The organism is Arthrobacter sp. 2MCAF14 (genome assembly GCF_052115645.1).
In the GTDB taxonomy this organism is placed as follows: Bacteria; Actinomycetota; Actinomycetes; order Actinomycetales; family Micrococcaceae; genus Arthrobacter.
Window position 1 is genome coordinate 84,842 of record NZ_JBFRHB010000007.1, and the last position, 16,735, is coordinate 101,576.

Sequence of the window (16,735 nt, forward strand, 5' to 3'; positions counted from 1 at the left end):
GGGCCTCCAAGGAGAGGGGGCCTGCTCAGGAGACCCGCTGGCCGAAGTTGTGCCGGCGGATCCACGCGTGCATCGCGATGGCCGCGGCCGACGCCGCGTTCATGGAGCGCGTGGAGCCGTACTGCTCGATCGACAAAGTGGCGACGGCGGCGTCGTGCACCTCGGGAGTCAGGCCGGGGCCCTCCTGTCCGAATACGAGCACGCAGTTGCGCGGAAGTTCGTAGGTTTCGAGCGGCACGGAATCGGGGAAGATGTCGATGCCGATGATGGCCAAGCCTTCCCCCTGGGCCCACTCCACGAAATCCTCCACGGTGGGGTGGTGACGGACGTGCTGGTAACGGTCGGTGACCATGGCCCCGCGACGGTTCCACCGGCGTCGTCCGATGATGTGGACCTCCTTGGCGAGGAAGGCATTGGCGGTGCGAACCACAGTGCCGATGTTGAGGTCATGCTGCCAGTTCTCAATGGCAATGTGGAAATCGTGCCTATGGGCGTCCAGGTCAGCGACAATCGCTTCGTGCTTCCAGTAGCGGTACTTGTCCACGACGTTGCGGCGATCGCCGTCGGCCAGGAGGTCCGGGTCCCACTGCTCACCTTCCGGCCAGTCGCCTTCCCAGGGCCCGACGCCGACCTCCGGTTTCGCTTCGGACTCCCCCTCGGTAGAGGAGAGGATGGACGGGACAGCAGCGGAGTCGGTAGGGGCAGGGTTCTGGGGCCGGTCAGTCACTCTTCAACCCTAGCCCGGGCGGTGCCGACCGCGGTGCCGAAACCCGGTGCCGTAACGCAGGACACCCGGGTGTCTCGGAGACCGAAAGATGAAAGACTTGGGACGAGAAACAGCCAATACGCGGAGGAAAAGCATGGAGAACGCAACCGAAGCCCCGAAAAGCTCAGCCATTTACCGCAACGGCCACGAAATCGAATGCTGGCTCACCGATATGGACGGCGTCCTGGTCCACGAAAACCAAGCGGTTCCCGGAGCGGCTGAACTGATCCAGCGCTGGGTGGACACGTCCAAGCGATTCCTCGTCCTCACCAACAACTCGATCTTCACCCCGCGGGACTTGGCGGCCCGGCTGAGCTCCTCCGGCCTCGAAATCCCGGAAGAGAACATCTGGACATCGGCCCTGGCCACGGCACAGTTCCTCAAGGACCAGGTGCAGGGCTCGGACTCCGGGAACCGCGCCTACACCATCGGTGAGGCAGGGCTCACGACGGCGTTGCACGAGGCCGGCTTCATCCTCACCGACCAGAACCCGGACTTCGTGGTGCTTGGCGAGACCCGTACCTACTCCTTCGAAGCGATCACCATGGCCATCCGGCTGATCCTCGCAGGGGCGCGCTTCATCGCCACCAATCCGGATGCCACCGGCCCCTCGAAGGACGGACCGATGCCCGCCACGGGCGCCATCGCCGCGCTCATCTCCAAGGCGACCGGCCGCGAGCCCTACATTGTGGGCAAGCCGAACCCCATGATGTTCCGTTCCGCGATGAACCAGATCGACGCCCACTCCGAGACCACGGCAATGATCGGTGACCGCATGGATACCGACATCATCGCGGGCATGGAAGCCGGGCTGCACACCGTCCTGGTGCTCAGCGGCATCACCCAACGCGAGGACATCGCGGCCTTCCCGTTCCGGCCAAACCAGGTCCTGAACTCGGTAGCGGACCTCAAGAACCAAATCTAGGAAAAAGGGGCAGGTGCCATGGCTGTGCTGAACCTCCGGTCCCTGGCCGGTGGCCGCATCCTGAGGGGCAGCCAGCCGTTTGGCATGGATACCGCTGCGACGGCCGCCTTTCTGGAACTTCATGGCATCCAGGCGGTTGTGGACCTCCGGAGCGAGTACGAGCGCGCCATCGTGCCCTGGCAACTGGCCAACGGTGAGGTGGAGCTCGTGGAGAACCCCCTCGATCCGCGTACCGCTTCGGCGGGGCTCCAGTCGATCCACACGGCCGAAGATCTTGGCGAGCTGTACCTTGGCTGGGTTCGAGCCCGCCCGGATTGGGTGGCCGAATCGTTGCGTCCCGCGGCCCAAGGCAAACGCACGCTCATCCACTGCTCGCTCGGCAAGGACCGCACCGGCGTCGTATCCGCTCTGGCGCTCCTCGCGACGGGCGCTGACCGCGCCGCTGTCGTGGCGGACTACGCCGCAAGCACCGCTGCCCTCCCCACGATGCTGGAAACCATGTCGGCAGCCTGGCGGCTGGCTGTCCCTGAGGTTCCGGAGGAAGCATTCAGTCCCTCACTCATGCTGCTGCAATCCCCCGACGCTGCGATGGAATACTTCCTCGACCGTTTCGGGCACGAGCTCGGCAGCGCGGCGGACTACTTGCGAGACGCCGGCCTCAGTGGTTCCGAGCTGGATGGACTGCGGCACGCCTAGGCAGGGCCCACGCCGCCAGGGTTCCCTGGCCGAGCGAAGCGAGGTTAGGGGGGCGGCGGGGATCGGTCAGTAGAACACCACCCGCGAGCCGGAGCGGGGCAGCGGGAAGAGCTCGTTCTCCAGGTCCTCGATGATCGGATTGTAGATAAAGGGATTCCACTGCGGGCTCGCGTGGGCGGGTCGGGCACCGTCGGTCCTGCGGCCCGTGGATGCGATGTTGAGGGGGAAGGCCTTGGCCCACGCGGCCCGGGCCGTTCCGTAGTTCACCGTGTCATCGTTCGGGTTTCCGATGAAGGCCATGCGGGTATCTCCCAGCCCGTCGACAAACCTTGTGCCGTCAAAGTGGTAGATGTAGTCCGATTCGCTCTGGATCAGGACGCTCGACGGCGCGATCGGCGAGAGCTGCTCCACGGTCTGGTTCCAGATCTGCCCCCATGTGCGTTCGTTCTTGTTCACCACGCGCTCACCCAGCTCGTAGCCGCCGCGGAGGACCGACGGAACCTGGAAGCCACTCTCGTACAAGAACACCACGCCGTCGAACCAGCTTTGGTCGAGGATGTCGTACTTGCTGAACGGCGAAGAATCCAACAGGATCAGCTTGACGGCGACGTTCCGTTCACGCAGGCGTACGGCCACTTCAGTGGCCAACATCCCGCCGAAACTGTGGCCGTAGAAATAAAGGGTGTTCAGCTTCCGCTCATTGACGTATGCGAGCACAGCGTCCACCACCTCGGCGACCTCCAAGCCCAGATTGGAGTATCCGACGGCGGCCATCTGGCCGCGCTGCCGGAGCGAACCACGGAGCGAGTTGAGGATCCATTGGGCCTCTTCCCAACTGGTCTTGTACCCAGGGAAGAGAATCCAACTCGAGTTGGGGTAGTACGACCCTGCGAAATCATCCCCCACCGGGAGGATCTTGGTGGCGCGACGTTCTGCCTGGACCTGGCGGGTGAACAGCATGTCGGCCGCGAGGGCCGTGGAAGCACCCGCTCCGATCAGGAAGGAGCGGCGTGAAAGACTCTTCAGCTCGGCGGCTTGCCGAAGTACCCGGGCGAGAGAGCCCGGGTCCTGCCAGCGCTGCTGCTTCCGGGGAAATTTCCCGGCCTGAAGGTTCACGCAGCCAGCTTAGGCGCTTCGGCCGACGGGCACACGATCCCCGTCAAACCCGCCCAGGCTTGGGCGAGTTAGTTGAGTCCCAGCTCGTCTTTGCCGAAGGCGAAGAGGTACGGCACGCCGGTTTCGGCCTCGATCTTTTCCTTGGCGCCAGTGTTGCGGTCAACGATGACGGCCACGGCCACCACGTTGCCGCCGGCTTTGCGGACGCCTTCGACGGCGGTCAGCGCCGAGCCGCCGGTGGTGGAGGTGTCCTCGAGAACCACGACGTTGCGGCCCTCCACCGAGGGACCTTCCACCTGGCGGCCCATGCCGTAGGACTTCTGTGCCTTTCGGACCACGAAGGCGTCGACGGCACGGCCGGCGTCGGCAGCGGCGTGCATGACGGCGGTTCCGACCGGGTCCGCGCCCATGGTCAGGCCGCCGGCGCACTCAACGGCGATTCCGGCGTCGTCGATCATGGAGAGCATGACCTGGCCAACCAGCTTCGAAGCCTCGTGGTGGAGGGTGATGCGCCTCAGGTCGATGTAGTAGTCGGCCTCGGCACCGCTGGAAAGGATCACCTTGCCGCGGACGACCGCCAGTTCTTTTATCAATTCAAGGAGGCGGGCACGGGCAGCGGCAGTGTCAACGGCGGGAGTCATGGTGCCTATTCTACGTAAAGCGATTAGGGGCGAGCGCACCGCCCTGCGACACAATGAATCCCTGGCGACAGAGAGGGAATCCGGGTGTCGTGACGCTCTTTGGGTGACGCCGTGGAAATTCCGCGTCGCCAGCGCTTGCGACGACCGCGCCGCCTATACGTCACTCGCCGTAACCTTTGAAATATCTGCGCGGGGGACGGTGTTCGCGCACATATGACAACAATCGGAATCATCGGTGCAGGACACATTGGCAGCCAAGTCGCTCGCAAAGCAGTTGAGCTTGGCTATGACGTAGTGATCAGCAACTCGCGGGGCCCGGAAACGCTCGCGGAACTGGTGGCGGAGCTCGGCACACATTCCCGGGCCGCAACACCGGCCGAGGCGGCGGCGACGTGCGATTTCGGCGTCGTGACCGTTCCCCTGAGGAGCTACCAGGACATTCCCGTGGAGCCGCTCGCCGGCAAGATTGTGATCGACACGAACAACTACTACTGGGAGCGGGACGGCCGCATCCCGGAGCTGGACAAGGGTGAAGCCACCACGTCGGGCCTGCTGCAGAAGCACCTGCCCACGTCCAAGGTGGCCAAGGGTTTCAACCACATCATGGCGAAGGAGATCGGCACCGACGGCACCCCGGCGCGAACAGAAAACCGCCGCGCACTGGCCACCGCCAGCGACTACCCCGAGGCCGCCGAACTCGTGGAGAACCTCTACGACGAGTTCGGCTTCGACACCGTCAACATCGGACCGCTCGACGAGAGCTGGCGCGTGGAGCGTGACCGCCCGGCCTACGTGGTTCGGCAGAACGCCGCCGAACTCAAGGACAACTTGGCGAAGGCAACGCGCACCATCTGAGGACCTCCAAACAACACAGCAGCCGCTTGCCTCGGAAAGGCAAGCGGCTGCTGTTTTTAAGCGTCGAAGACAGCGGATTCGTCAGGATGCCGGAGCTGAAGCGGCGACGTCGAACCCCGCCAACGCGGCTGCCTTGCGGACGTACGCCAGGTTCGACGCCGTCCGTTCCTCCAGCGGGAGCTCGGTGGAAAAGTCCTCCAGCGTGACCCAGGAGTCGTAGCCGACTTCTGCGAGCGCGCGGAAGTAGGCGAGGACGCTTGCTTGGCCTTCGGCCAAGGGAGCCCATTCGTTGACCCACACAGCCGCACCCGATTCGTCCTTCGAATCGATGCGTACCCAGCGGGCGTTCTTCACATGGACATGCGCCAAATAGGGGCCCAGGAGCTGGAGGGCGGGCAACGGTGATTCCCAGCCCTCGATCAGCAGATTGCCGAGGTCATGGATAACGCCGACATGCTGCGGATCCAGCCCTTCCAGCAATCGACGAGCCGACGAGGCCGACGCCGTCACGGTTCCATGGTGCAGTTCCACGAGGGCTTTGACGCCGTGGTGTGCTGCGCGGGAAGCAACCCACTCGTAGTGTTCCCGGGTGGCGGCAAAGAGTTCCGGGTAGGGCAGGCCAGTCGGTTCCTGTCCGCCAATGTTCGAGTTGCCCAGCGGCAGCACGTTCACGCGGACCTGTTTGGCACCCAAGGCTGCGGTCGCCGCGAGGACGCGATCGACGTCGTCGTGGTTGTCGCAGCGGGCGTAGCCGCCGAGGCCGGAGAATTCCAGCCCTGCGTCAGCGGTGAGCCGGGCAATCTCCGGGATCGAATCTTCCAGGCCCGTCATGGGCCAGGTGGCCCGGTTCCCTGCCCAGAAGCCCGGTTCTGCTGCCTCTGCCTGATCCGTGACGCGCCATTCGATGCCGTCCCATCCTTGGGCGGCAAGCTTGGTGGCGGCTTCCTGCGGTGACCATTCGGGTGTGGATGCTGTGAAAACGGAGAACTTCATGCCGATACCTCTTCGCGATTGGTCCCGGGGTGGGCAGGGGCCCCGCCGGTGCGGACCTCCACGTCGTTGTACTTGCCTGCTATGACGTCGGCGATCTGGACGGGCTGCCCCAGCGTTGCCGAGACATACAGGGCACGCACCGTGGCCAAGGCGGTCACTGCGTCCCGGACGGTAACGCCCGCGGGGCGTCCTTCCCGGATCGCCGCGATGATGTCGCGGTACTGCCGGACATGTCCGGCCGGGTACACCGTGGGATCCAGTGCTTCGACCGTGTCGTCCGGGTATTTTGCGAGCTCGACGGCGGCCTGGTTCCCGCCGCCGAGGATGCCCATGGCACTGCTTTCCGAAGGATCGGCGGCGTCGGACGCGTGGAAGTACGCGAGGCCGTCGTTGTCGATCACTGCGGAACCCTTGCTGCCCATCACCTGGAGGCGGACGGTCAGGCCGGGGTACGCCGCCGTCGTCGCGTGCAACACGGCAAGGGCACCGGACTCGAAGGTAACAGAAGCTACGGCCGTGTCCTCCACCTCAACGCCTTCGTGGGCGAGAAGCGCCGTTTTGGCGCTGATCTCAAGGGGCCGACCGAGGAACCACAAAAGCAGATCAACGGTGTGTACGCCCTGGTTCATGATGGCGCCACCGCCGTCCATGGCCCAGGTTCCACGCCACGCGCCCGAATCGTAGTAGCCCTGGCTTCGCCACCAGCTGACGGAGGCAACGGCGGAGGTCAGCGTGCCGAAGCGTCCGGCGCGACGGGCCTCGTCCACCACCCGGCTGGCGGGATCGAAGCGGTGCTGGCTGATCACCGTGGCCACCAGGCCCTTGGCCTCGGCAGCCTTGGCCGCAGCCAGGATCTCGTCCGCCTTGCTCAAGTCAACGTCAAGGGGCTTTTCGATCACGACGTGCTTGCCGGCGTCGAGCGCTTCCAGCGCCAGCTGGATGTGCAGCCCGCTCGGCGTTGAGATGATGACCAGATCCACGGGTGCGGCGGCGAGCGCCTCGGCCAGCGTCAGGAAGACTTCCGGCTTCGGGTCGCCCTGGGCTTCGATCTTGGCGGCAAGCGCCTCCGAAGCCTCGGGAACCACATCCACCAGCGCCGTGATGACGACCTCCGGGAATTCGCGGACCGCGGCCGAGTGGGTGCGGCCGATGACTCCGCACCCTACGATTGCGGCCCGGATCTCCGCGGGAGCCCCCTGAGCATTTGAGGTTTCGCTCACTTCGTCTCCACTCCTGCTTCATTGAGGACTTTCGCGAACGCCCTCGCTGCGATGCCGAACGCCGTCGGGCCGGAGAAACCGCCCAGTCCATGGGCACCGGCCAAGTGTGGCTCGAGGCTCGCGAAACCGGTGTATCCGTCGGCCTTCAAGGCCTCAACGGTGCGGAGGACATCGCCGTCGCCCTCGCCTGCCGGGACCACGGTGGCGTTCGAAAACAAGGCATCCTTCACCTGCAGGTACTCGAGGTGCGGGCGAAGCTTGGCGTAAGCGTCGTCGAAAGGCTTGACGCCTACCTGGACGAAATTCGCCGCATCCCAGGCCACTTTGAGCACGGGAGAGGCCACGGATTCGATGATGTCCAGTACCCGTTCGGGGACGTCGCCGTAGATGTCCTTCTCGTTTTCATGCAGCAGTACGACGCCGGACTCCTCCGCCACGTCCGCGAGGGCACGCATGCGTTCGATGACCGCGTCCCGGATACTCTCCACCGCTACGTCCTCGCCGTAGTAGAAGGAGAAGATCCGGATGTAACGGGATTCCAGGACCTTTGCGGCGTTGACTGCGCGCCGGAGCCTTTCCACCTCGTGCTCCACGGGAAGGGAAACGTCCACTTTCCCGATCGGCGAGGCGATCGCGGAAACCTTCATGTCCGCGGCATCCAGCAAGGACTTCAGTTCACGGAGCTGCGCCTCATCCAGATCCACGATGTTGGTGCCCCAGGCGCTGCGGACCTCAATGTGGTTGGCTCCCAATGCCTGCATCACGGCAATCTGGATCTTGGGGTCGTCGTCGATCTCGTCGCCGAAGCCCGAGAGCTCCCATTCAACGGCTGGCGTGCTCATAGTTACTTGACTCCTCCGGCGGTCAGGCCGCCCACTAGGTAACGCTGGAAAATGAGATACAGGATGACCACCGGGGCAGCACACACGAGGGAGGCTGCCATCATCTGGCCGTAGAAGGGAATCGCCCCGCCTTCCTGCGAGGCACCGAAGACCTGGAGCGCGACGGCGGCCGTCTGGCTTTCGGGCCGCGTCATGACTGAGGCGAACAAGACGTCGTTCCAGCCGAGCAGGAAGGCGAAAATACCGGAAACGACGACGCCGGGCCAGCTCAGCGGGAGGATGATCCGCACCAGCACGCCCAGGTTGCTGGCGCCGTCGATCCTTGCCGCCTCTTCGAGTTCCCGCGGCAGGCCGCGCAGGTAGGTGACCATCACCCAGGTGGAGAACGGCATCGCGAACGTCAGGTACGTCACGAACAAACCCCACTGCGTGCCGATGATCTGGATGCCCAAGTAGCTGGCGGACGAGGAGAACAGCACGAAGACCGGAAGCACCATGAGGGTACCTGGAACCGACTGCAGTCCGAGGAGCCCGCGAAGGATCGTCAAGCGGCCACGGAATTGGTAGCGGACCAGGACGTAGGCGGTTGCGATCGACATGAGCGCGGAGACCACGGCGGTGGAACCGGCCACGAGCACGCTGTTGGCCAAGCCGGTGGCCAGTCCGACGCTCGTCCAGATCGTGGAGTAGTTCTCAAAGGAGAAGCTGGACGGGAAGAACTCGCCCCTGGCCACCCCGATGTCCGAGTTCACGGACGCGAGGAAGATGTACGCCACCGGAATCAGGACCAGGGCACACAACAGCGTCAGGATGATGGCGAGCATGGGCCCTGGCAAGAGTTTGGTGACTTCATGCTGGCGTTTGGAACCCGGGCGGAAGTTTCCGCTCGATTTGCGTCCGACGGCGGTAGTTGCGGTGCTCACTTTTTGCCTCCGGGAGTTTCGGCGTCGTCGAGTTTGACGGCCCGCAGATAGACGAACAAGGGAATCGCGATCAGGATCAGCGAAATGAACGCCATGGCCGCGCTGAGCCCGAACCGGAAGCTCTGGAAGCTCGTGACGTAGGTGAGGATCGGGAGCAGCTCCACATCGGACGGAGCGGGCACCCCGAACAGGACGAACGGCAAGGTGAAGTTGTTGATGTGGTGCAGCATGCCGATCAGGAACGCCAAGGAGAGCGGACCCTTGAGATAAGGGAAGACCACATAGCGGAGCTTGTTCCACCACAGCGCACCGTCAAGGGCCGAGGCCTCGTGGACCTCATGGTCCACGGACTGGAGCCCGGACAAAGCCAGCAGGTAGACAAACGGCCACGATGCCCAGATCTGGACGAGGATCAGCGTCCAATATGACTGGGGCCCGTTGAGCCACAGTCCGGGGTCGATGCCCACCGAATGCAGCATGGAGTCGATGACGCTGCCCGGCTGGAACATCGTCCGCCACACCGTGGCCACCACGAAGGAGGGAAGGACGTAGGGGACCAGGAAGATGGAACGGATCACGGCCCGGCCCTTGAACGCGTTCTGGGTCGCGACGGCGCCGGCGATGCCGAGCGGGATAGTGACCACCATGGCGAGCAAGGAGTAGCTGACGCTGAGCCAGATGGCGTGGAGCAAAGGCGATGCGGTCAGCGCTTCGACGAAGTTCTGGACTCCGATGAACGGAGCGCTGACCCACTGGCGCAGCGAATACTGGTCCAGGTCCAGCCCCGACATGAAGATACCGAGGAGGAGCGGCACCACGATGATGATCACCATCAGCAGGCCACCTGGGATCAGCATCCACAAGGGGCGGTTGCGTTCGCTCAGCCCCTTGCGGCGCCGGGGCGTGTTGTCCGGCGACTGCGGGTCCGGCTTTGCAGCGCGGGACGATTTGCGGCGCGTGGACTTCCCCGCAGTCAATGAATCGGTGGACATGTCAGTTCCTACTTACTTCGATGCCCGGTCAAGCGAGGCCTGGCCCTTGGATTGTGCGTCCTTGAGGCGCGCCTGGAGGCTGGAGTCGTCCACGGAACCCTTGGAGAGATCGGGGATCGACTGGACCACTACGTTGAGGAGAGCGAGCTGGATGTCGCCCCAAGCTCCGGTGAACGGCGTGGCCTTGGACTTCGCTGCGGTGTCGGCAACCGGTTGGAGGACAGGGTTGTTCAAAGCCTTCAGGGCTTCGGCGTTGGCCGGCAGGTCTCCGAAGATCTTCTGGTAGTTCAACTGCTCATCTTTGGACGTGATCAGGTTGACGTAAGCGAAGGCAAGGTCCTTCTGCTTCGAGTAGTCGGCAACAACCACGTTGTCACCGGACAGGATGCTGGCCGCATTCGCGGCATCGCCCTGCGGAGACGACTGGCCCGGGGCCGTCGTCGGCATGGCCGTGTAGGCGTACTTTCCCGCGACAGCCGACTTGTCGAGAGTCGGGAGGGAACTCGACGTCGTCATCATGAGGTATCCAGCCTTGCCCGAGGCAAAGGCGGCAACGGCATTGCTGTTGCTCCACCCGATGGAAGCCGGATCGACTACCTTGTCCTTGGTAAGCCAGCCGAAGTAGGTTTCGTAGGCTTTCTTGACGGCCGGGTCATCAAGCTTGAGCGTTTTGCCGTCCACGAGCGGGTTTCCTGCCTGGACGGACATGGCCCAGATGAACTTCCAGGGGTCAAAGCTGTCCTTGTACCCGGTGGCCAGACCGAAGGTGCCCGTGGACGGATCAGTCATCTTCTTGGCCTGGGTTGCGAGCTCGTCCCAGCTGGTGGCGGGCTTGTCGATCCCGGCTGCTTTCAGGATGTCCTTGTTGTAGGCCATCACGAACGGCCGGCTGACAAAGGGAATGCCCGCTTGGTGCTGGGCATCCGGGCCGGAAATTCCGAGGGCGGCCTGGTTGAACTTGTCTTTGCCGCCTACCTTCTTCCAGTCGTCGTCGGACAACGTCACGAAGGCCTTGGTTGCGTACGCGGTGGGCGTGAAGGTGGTACCGAGGCTGTAAACGTCAGGTCCCTGTCCGGAGACGACGGACGTCTGGATGCGGGTCAGTTCGTCGTTGGCCGAAGCGAAGGTTTCGAATTGGACGTCGGCACCGGTCCGCGCCTTGAACTTGGCCGCAATGTCGGTGAACCATTGCTTCTGCTGGGCGGGATAGGCGGCGCTGGAGTTGACCAGGACGCTCAGCTTCTTGCCCTTCCCGTCGACGGGCCCGGCGCTCCCTCCGGAGCTGGTGCTGCCGCCTCCACAGGCGGTCAAAGCTAGGGCGGCTGTTACGGCAACAGCGGCAAATTTGGCGGACGATGCAAACTTCATTGTTTTCCTCCCTGGAGCCCGATGGGCCTCATTGGCGTGGTGCGCGTCACATCGGGTGATTTCTCCGAGTCTAGGCATGCGCAACAAGGATGACAAGCGATTGCCAAAAATTGTCATCGGTGCTGCAATTGTGGGACAAGTCACTCATTGTTGAGCGGCTGCGGCAGATGAGGAAACCTAGACGATGGCAGAACTCCAGCTCCAGTCACCGGGCAAGCAGCCCACGATCCGCGACGTCGCGGAGCTCGCGGGAGTGGCGACGTCAACGGTCTCGAGAGCCCTGAGCAATCCCGGGAGGGTGAACCATGTGACGCGCGAGCGGATCGAAGAAGCAGCCGCGCAATTGAATTACATTCCAAGCTCCCAGGCCCGCGGGCTCAGCTCCGGACGCACCCAGACCGTTGCCGTCCTGGTTCCGGACATCACCAATCCGTTCTACTTCGACATCATCCGCGGGGCGCAGCACCAGTTGAAGGCCGCCGGCTACACGCAACTGCTCGTAGACACCGAGGAATCAGCCGAGATGGAGGCAGATGCCCTGCAGAAAATGCGCCGTTCGGCAGACGGATTCATCCTTGCCGCGTCCCGCCTGACGGATGCACAGCTGGCCGAAGCGGCGGCACAGCAGCCCCTGGTCACCATCAACCGGGCCCCGGCAATTGCACCCACCGTGGTGATCGATACGCCGTCGGCCATCATCCAGGCGCTGGAGCACCTGGTCTCGCTGGGGCACACACGGATTTGCTTCGTCGGAGGCCCGGCCACTTCCTGGTCCAACGCCAGGCGGTGGCAAGCCTTCCAGGAAGAAACCACGGAACGGAAGCTGACCACATTCAGCGTGGGGCCGTTCGCACCCAAGACCACATCCGGAGCGGCTGCAGCGGACGCCGCGGTACACACGGGGGCCACGGCGTGCATCGTCTTCAATGACCTGCTGGCCATCGGGATGCTGCAGCGGCTGCGCGAACGCGGTATCCAAGTGCCCGACGACATGAGCATCGTCGGTTGCGACGACATCTTCGGAGCCGATTTCTGCAACCCTCCCCTCACCACCATGGCGTCTCCCATTGAACAAGCCGGGCGCGTGGCCGTCTCCATGCTCCTGTCCCGGCTGAATCCCCAATACGGCGGCACCAGCCGGCGCCTGGCGGTCATGCCCACGCACCTCACGGTCCGGGCATCGACGGGCGCCGCGCCGGTGCGCTGAATGGGCCGCGCTCGCCCAACTAACTCGCAGTAGGTGCCGTTTTGGAGCCTCTAAACGACAACAACTGCGTGGGCCCACGCCGGCGAGGGCCCCTGCCTGAGCTTGCGAAGGCTGGGAGCCGGCGGGGACTAGTTGGGTGGGTACCGGTATTCCGAGGCGCAACACATGGGGTGACACAGTTGAGTGTTTCAAGTACTGGTTACTAGTGTTGGGGACATGCGCACACTCCAGGCCACGATCATTGCGGAAATGGGCGTCCAGCCCCGGATCGACCCTGCCGAGGAGGTCCGCAAACGCGTCACGTTCCTGAAGGAATACCTCAAGGCCACACATACCAAGGGCTTTGTCCTGGGCATTTCCGGCGGACTCGATTCTTCCCTCGCCGGTCGGCTTGCCCAACTGGCCGTCCAAGAGCTTGAGGCCGAGGGCGTCGAGGCGAATTTCGTGGCCGTCCGGCTCCCCTATGGCACCCAGCACGATGAGGACGACGCCCAAGCCGCGCTCGACTTTATCCAGGCCAAGACGGAATGGACTTTCAACATCTCCCGCGCAGTGGACGGTTTCGAGGATGAGTTCGAGAAGACCACGGGCGCGCGCATCTCGGATTTCCACAAGGGCAACACGAAGGCCCGGGCCCGTATGACCGCCCAGTACGCCCTAGCCGGCGAGCACAACTACCTGGTGATCGGCACCGACCACGGAGCTGAATCCGTCACCGGATTCTTCACCAAGTTCGGCGACGGCGGCGCGGACATCCTGCCGCTCTTCGGCCTCAACAAGCGGCAGAACCGCGCACTCCTCGCCGAGCTCGGCGCCCCGTCCCGCATTTGGGACAAGGTCCCCACGGCCGACCTCCTGGACGGCAAGCCCGGCCGCACCGACGAGGACGAGCTCGGCATCAAGTACGACCAGATCGACGACTACCTCGAAGGCCGTGAAGTCTCCGATGAGGTGGCGGAGACCATCGAACAGAAGTACCTGCGCACTCGGCACAAGCGCACTGTTCCGGTCACGATTTTCGACACTTGGTGGAAGTAGCCTCGTAAGCCAGGGCGCCGCCGTCACGCTGAGCGACTTTTTGAGCGCACGACGGCGGTCTACCGCGCCGTGGCGGGGGCGCCGCCGTCGTGATTCCGCAAAAGTCTGCCCGTCGTGACAGGACGAAGCCCCCACCGCCTCTTCCAAACCCTTGGATGTCCTAGTATATTGCAGTGAGGCGGATCACACGGCCAGCTGGTTCCGGTCCGCGCTGACCCCATTCACGCAGGGCGAAAGGCAGACAATGACAGTCACCGACGACTTCCGTGCAGCCCGCGACCGGCTCCTTGAGCTGCGCACCGACTACTCCCGCGCACACAGCGAATTCCAGTGGCCCCGCTTCAACGAGTTCAACTTCGCCCTCGACTGGTTCGACCAGATCGCGGCCCACCCCGCAACGGCCAAGAACCCTGCGCTGGTCATCGTCGAGCAGGACGGCAGCTCCACCCGTCGCAGCTTCGCCGATCTCTCCGCACGATCCTCGCAGCTTGCCAACTGGCTCCGTGCCAAGGGCGTCCGCCGTGGCGACCGCATGATCATCATGCTCGGCAACCAAGTTGAACTGTGGGAACTCATGCTCGCCGGGATCAAACTCGGCGTGGTCCTGATCCCCACCACCACGCTCATGGGTCCTCGCGACATCACGGATCGTGTGGAGCGCGGCGGCGCCCGCTGGGCCGCCGTCGGGAGCGCCAACATAGCCAAGTTCGCAGAGGTGCCGGGCGATTACACCCTCATTGAAGTGGGCGACGGCGGCCAGGCCGGCCGCCAAACCGCCAATGCCCTGCAGTATGCCGAGTCGGATTCCGCGGAGACCGGGTTCATCCCGGACGCCCCCACCGCCGCCGACGAGACCATGCTCCTCTACTTCACTTCGGGCACCACGTCGCGCGCCAAACTGGTGGAGCACACCCACACCTCGTACCCGGTGGGACACCTCTCCACGATGTACTGGATCGGCCTGGAACCCGGAGACGTCCACCTCAACGTGGCTTCTCCCGGCTGGGCCAAGCACGCCTGGTCCAACGTTTTCACGCCGTGGATCGCCGAGGCCTGCGTCTTCGTCTACAACTACGATCGCTTCGATGCCAAGGCCCTCATGGATCAGATGGGCCGCGAAGGCGTCACGAGTTTCTGCGCCCCGCCCACCGTATGGCGCATGCTCATCCAAGCTGACCTGACCCTTCTGAAGACCCCGCCCACCAAGGTGGTTTCGGCGGGCGAACCCCTCAATGCCGAGGTGATCGGGCAAGTGGAGAGGGCCTGGGGCCAGACCATACGCGACGGCTTCGGCCAGACGGAGTCAACCGTCCAGGTCGCCAATACTCCCGGGCAACCGGTCAAGACCGGCTCGATGGGACGGCCCCTGCCGGGCTACGACGTCGTACTCGTTGACCCAACCACAGGTGAAGAGGCCGACGACGGCGAGCTGTGCTTGCGCTTGGACCCTCGCCCGGTGGGGCTCATGAAGTCCTACTTCGGCGACCCGGAAAAGACGGCCGAGGCTTTCCGTGACGGTTATTACCACACGGGCGACATGGCCAGCCGGGACGGGAACGGCGTTATCACCTACGTGGGCCGCGGCGACGATGTCTTCAAGTCCTCCGACTACCGTTTGTCCCCTTTCGAACTCGAAAGCGTGCTGATCGAACACCCCGCAGTGGCGGAGGCCGCCGTCGTGCCGTCTCCGGATCCGGTCAAGCTTTCGGTGCCCAAAGCCTTTGTTGTGCTCGCCGCCGGCTACGAGCCCGGTCCGGCCGTGGCGGAGGACATCCTCAGATACTGCAGGCAGCATCTGGCGCCGTTCAAGCGCATCCGTCGGCTCGAATTCGGCGAGTTGCCCAAGACGATTTCCGGCAAGATCCGGCGCGTCGAACTTCGAGGCACGGAGGTGGCCCGCCACGGCGATGGTCCGCTGCCTGCCGGTCTGGGTGTCGAGTACACCGAGGACGAGTTCCCGAGTCTGAAAGAATAGGCAGCCAAGCAATGTCAGGAGGAACCGTGGGCAGCCCGCTCCCCCGCGACCCCATCGCCGACGCCCAGCGAAACTGGGAACGCCACGGCTGGGGCGAAGTCGCCGCACCCATGGCGGCCATCACCGCGATCATGCGCACGCAGCAGATCCTGCTGGCGCGGATCGAGGGCGTGCTGAAGCCGTACGGCCTGACCTTCGCGCGCTATGAACTCCTGGCCCTGCTGAGTTTCGCCCGCAGCGGCGCTCTGCCCATGAACAAAGCCAGTGCGCTGCTCCAAGTGCATCCGACGTCGGTGACGAACGCCGTCGACCGCCTCGAAACGGCAGCCCTCGTGGTCCGCTCCCCGCACCCCACTGACGGGCGCACCACGCTGATCGAGCTCACCGCGGAGGGCCGCACCCTCGCGAAGCGCGCGACGACGGCACTCAACAACGAGGTGTTCGGCCAGTCCGGCTTCGGGGACGAAGACGTCGAGCACCTGATCCGCGTACTGGGAGACTTCCGCAAGGCCGCGGGCGACTTTACGGACTGATTAGTTGGGGCGGACCCTGTACTCGAGTTCGATCAACCCCTGATCGAAGGTCTTCGCGCCCATTAGGCTCAGCAACGCCGGGGCCTGGCCAGCGGGGTACACGCCGCGTCCCGCTCCGATGGCCACAGGCATGACCACGAGGCGCAGGACATCCACTTCGCCGGCCTTGAAGAAGGCTTCACTCAAGGTGAGGCTGCCCCAGAGGACAATGGCGCCGTCGGTCTCGCGCTTGATCCTGCGGATCGCTTCGACAGCGTCACCGCTTTCAATGGTGGCCTCCGGAAAATCGCCCCATGGCGCCTTCTCAAGGGTCTTTGAAAACACGTATCGGCGCAGCCCGTTCAGTGCAGGTGCGATGATTTCCCCTGCCGATGCCGGTGTCGGCCAGAACTCCGCGAACATAAGGTAGGTCGAGCCGCCAAGCACCATGGCGTCCACCGAGTCCAGCCACTCCAGCTGGTTGCGGTCGAACTCGGCGGTCCCTCCTTCGAGCAATTCGTAGGCTCTGAACTCATTGTTGGCATCGGCTGCAAAACCGTCCGCCGTCACGAATTCCTGAACAACCAGCTGCCCCATGGTCCACTCCTCGCATCGATTGGCAGCTGGACTCTACGCCGGGCTTGCGATGGCCACAAGGCTCTAATT

The 16,735-nt window shown here is 64.1% G+C and carries 17 protein-coding genes; 7 read left to right on the forward strand and 10 right to left on the reverse strand.

The window, feature by feature from the left end; genetic code table 11:
• Window positions 1–25: 25 nt before the first annotated feature.
• Window positions 26–673 carry a TrmH family RNA methyltransferase gene (locus AB4074_RS07690; protein WP_332602644.1) on the reverse strand — a complete coding sequence of 216 codons (648 nt, stop codon included), beginning with the start codon at window positions 671–673 and terminating at the stop codon, window positions 26–28.
• Window positions 674–860: 187 nt separating this feature from the next.
• On the opposite strand from AB4074_RS07690, the gene AB4074_RS07695 reads away from it, so the two are divergent.
• Window positions 861–1,691, forward strand: coding sequence for an HAD-IIA family hydrolase (locus tag AB4074_RS07695; RefSeq protein WP_437772229.1), 831 nt, complete (start codon window positions 861–863; stop codon window positions 1,689–1,691).
• A gap of 18 nt (window positions 1,692–1,709) precedes the next feature.
• Window positions 1,710–2,387: a tyrosine-protein phosphatase gene (locus tag AB4074_RS07700; RefSeq protein ID WP_441412844.1), complete on the forward strand. Its 678-nt coding sequence runs from the start codon at window positions 1,710–1,712 to the stop codon at window positions 2,385–2,387.
• Between the two features lie 66 nt (window positions 2,388–2,453).
• Here the strand turns inward: AB4074_RS07700 and AB4074_RS07705 are convergent, their stop codons facing one another.
• On the reverse strand, window positions 2,454–3,503 hold the full coding sequence (locus tag AB4074_RS07705; RefSeq protein ID WP_441412845.1) for a thioesterase domain-containing protein: 1,050 nt from the start codon (window positions 3,501–3,503) through the stop codon (window positions 2,454–2,456).
• A 68-nt stretch (window positions 3,504–3,571) separates the two neighbouring features.
• On the reverse strand, window positions 3,572–4,144 hold the full coding sequence (pyrE, locus tag AB4074_RS07710; RefSeq protein WP_441412846.1) for an orotate phosphoribosyltransferase: 573 nt from the start codon (window positions 4,142–4,144) through the stop codon (window positions 3,572–3,574).
• A 213-nt stretch (window positions 4,145–4,357) separates the two neighbouring features.
• Between pyrE and AB4074_RS07715 the strand changes: the two genes are divergently transcribed.
• Window positions 4,358–4,999: an NADPH-dependent F420 reductase gene (locus AB4074_RS07715; RefSeq protein WP_441412847.1), complete on the forward strand. Its 642-nt coding sequence runs from the start codon at window positions 4,358–4,360 to the stop codon at window positions 4,997–4,999.
• 81 nt (window positions 5,000–5,080) lie between these two features.
• On the opposite strand, the gene AB4074_RS07720 is transcribed toward AB4074_RS07715, so the two are convergent.
• The 6 genes from AB4074_RS07720 to AB4074_RS07745 all read right to left on the reverse strand — a co-directional run bounded on the left by AB4074_RS07720 (window position 5,081) and on the right by AB4074_RS07745 (window position 11,337).
• Window positions 5,081–5,992 (reverse strand): sugar phosphate isomerase/epimerase family protein, encoded by a 912-nt coding sequence (locus tag AB4074_RS07720; protein WP_441412848.1) that lies wholly within the window; start codon window positions 5,990–5,992, stop codon window positions 5,081–5,083.
• Window positions 5,989–7,212, reverse strand: a complete 1,224-nt coding sequence (locus AB4074_RS07725) for a Gfo/Idh/MocA family protein (protein WP_441412849.1) — start codon at window positions 7,210–7,212, stop codon at window positions 5,989–5,991. The genes AB4074_RS07720 and AB4074_RS07725 overlap by 4 nt, the downstream gene beginning before the upstream one ends.
• Complete coding sequence (locus AB4074_RS07730; protein ID WP_441412850.1) at window positions 7,209–8,054, reverse strand: sugar phosphate isomerase/epimerase family protein; 846 nt, start codon at window positions 8,052–8,054, stop codon at window positions 7,209–7,211. The genes AB4074_RS07725 and AB4074_RS07730 overlap by 4 nt, the downstream gene beginning before the upstream one ends.
• Window positions 8,055–8,056: 2 nt before the next feature.
• Window positions 8,057–8,878, reverse strand: coding sequence for a carbohydrate ABC transporter permease (locus tag AB4074_RS07735; RefSeq protein WP_441412896.1), 822 nt, complete (start codon window positions 8,876–8,878; stop codon window positions 8,057–8,059).
• Between the two features lie 95 nt (window positions 8,879–8,973).
• Window positions 8,974–9,969 carry a carbohydrate ABC transporter permease gene (locus AB4074_RS07740; protein WP_441412851.1) on the reverse strand — a complete coding sequence of 332 codons (996 nt, stop codon included), beginning with the start codon at window positions 9,967–9,969 and terminating at the stop codon, window positions 8,974–8,976.
• 12 nt (window positions 9,970–9,981) lie between these two features.
• Entirely contained in the window at window positions 9,982–11,337 is a 1,356-nt protein-coding gene (locus AB4074_RS07745; protein WP_441412852.1) for an ABC transporter substrate-binding protein, read from the reverse strand.
• Between the two features lie 184 nt (window positions 11,338–11,521).
• Between AB4074_RS07745 and AB4074_RS07750 the strand changes: the two genes are divergently transcribed.
• The 4 genes from AB4074_RS07750 (at window position 11,522) to AB4074_RS07765 (ending at window position 16,090) form a co-directional block, all read left to right on the forward strand.
• Window positions 11,522–12,544 carry a LacI family DNA-binding transcriptional regulator gene (locus AB4074_RS07750; protein WP_441412853.1) on the forward strand — a complete coding sequence of 341 codons (1,023 nt, stop codon included), beginning with the start codon at window positions 11,522–11,524 and terminating at the stop codon, window positions 12,542–12,544.
• A 216-nt stretch (window positions 12,545–12,760) separates the two neighbouring features.
• Window positions 12,761–13,582, forward strand: coding sequence for an ammonia-dependent NAD(+) synthetase (nadE, locus tag AB4074_RS07755; RefSeq protein ID WP_441412854.1), 822 nt, complete (start codon window positions 12,761–12,763; stop codon window positions 13,580–13,582).
• Between the two features lie 244 nt (window positions 13,583–13,826).
• On the forward strand, window positions 13,827–15,557 hold the full coding sequence (locus tag AB4074_RS07760) for an AMP-binding protein (RefSeq protein WP_441412855.1): 1,731 nt from the start codon (window positions 13,827–13,829) through the stop codon (window positions 15,555–15,557).
• A gap of 26 nt (window positions 15,558–15,583) precedes the next feature.
• Entirely contained in the window at window positions 15,584–16,090 is a 507-nt protein-coding gene (locus AB4074_RS07765; RefSeq protein ID WP_441412897.1) for a MarR family winged helix-turn-helix transcriptional regulator, read from the forward strand.
• Here the strand turns inward: AB4074_RS07765 and AB4074_RS07770 are convergent, their stop codons facing one another.
• Complete coding sequence (locus AB4074_RS07770; RefSeq protein ID WP_441412856.1) at window positions 16,091–16,666, reverse strand: dihydrofolate reductase family protein; 576 nt, start codon at window positions 16,664–16,666, stop codon at window positions 16,091–16,093.
• Window positions 16,667–16,735: the final 69 nt, after the last annotated feature.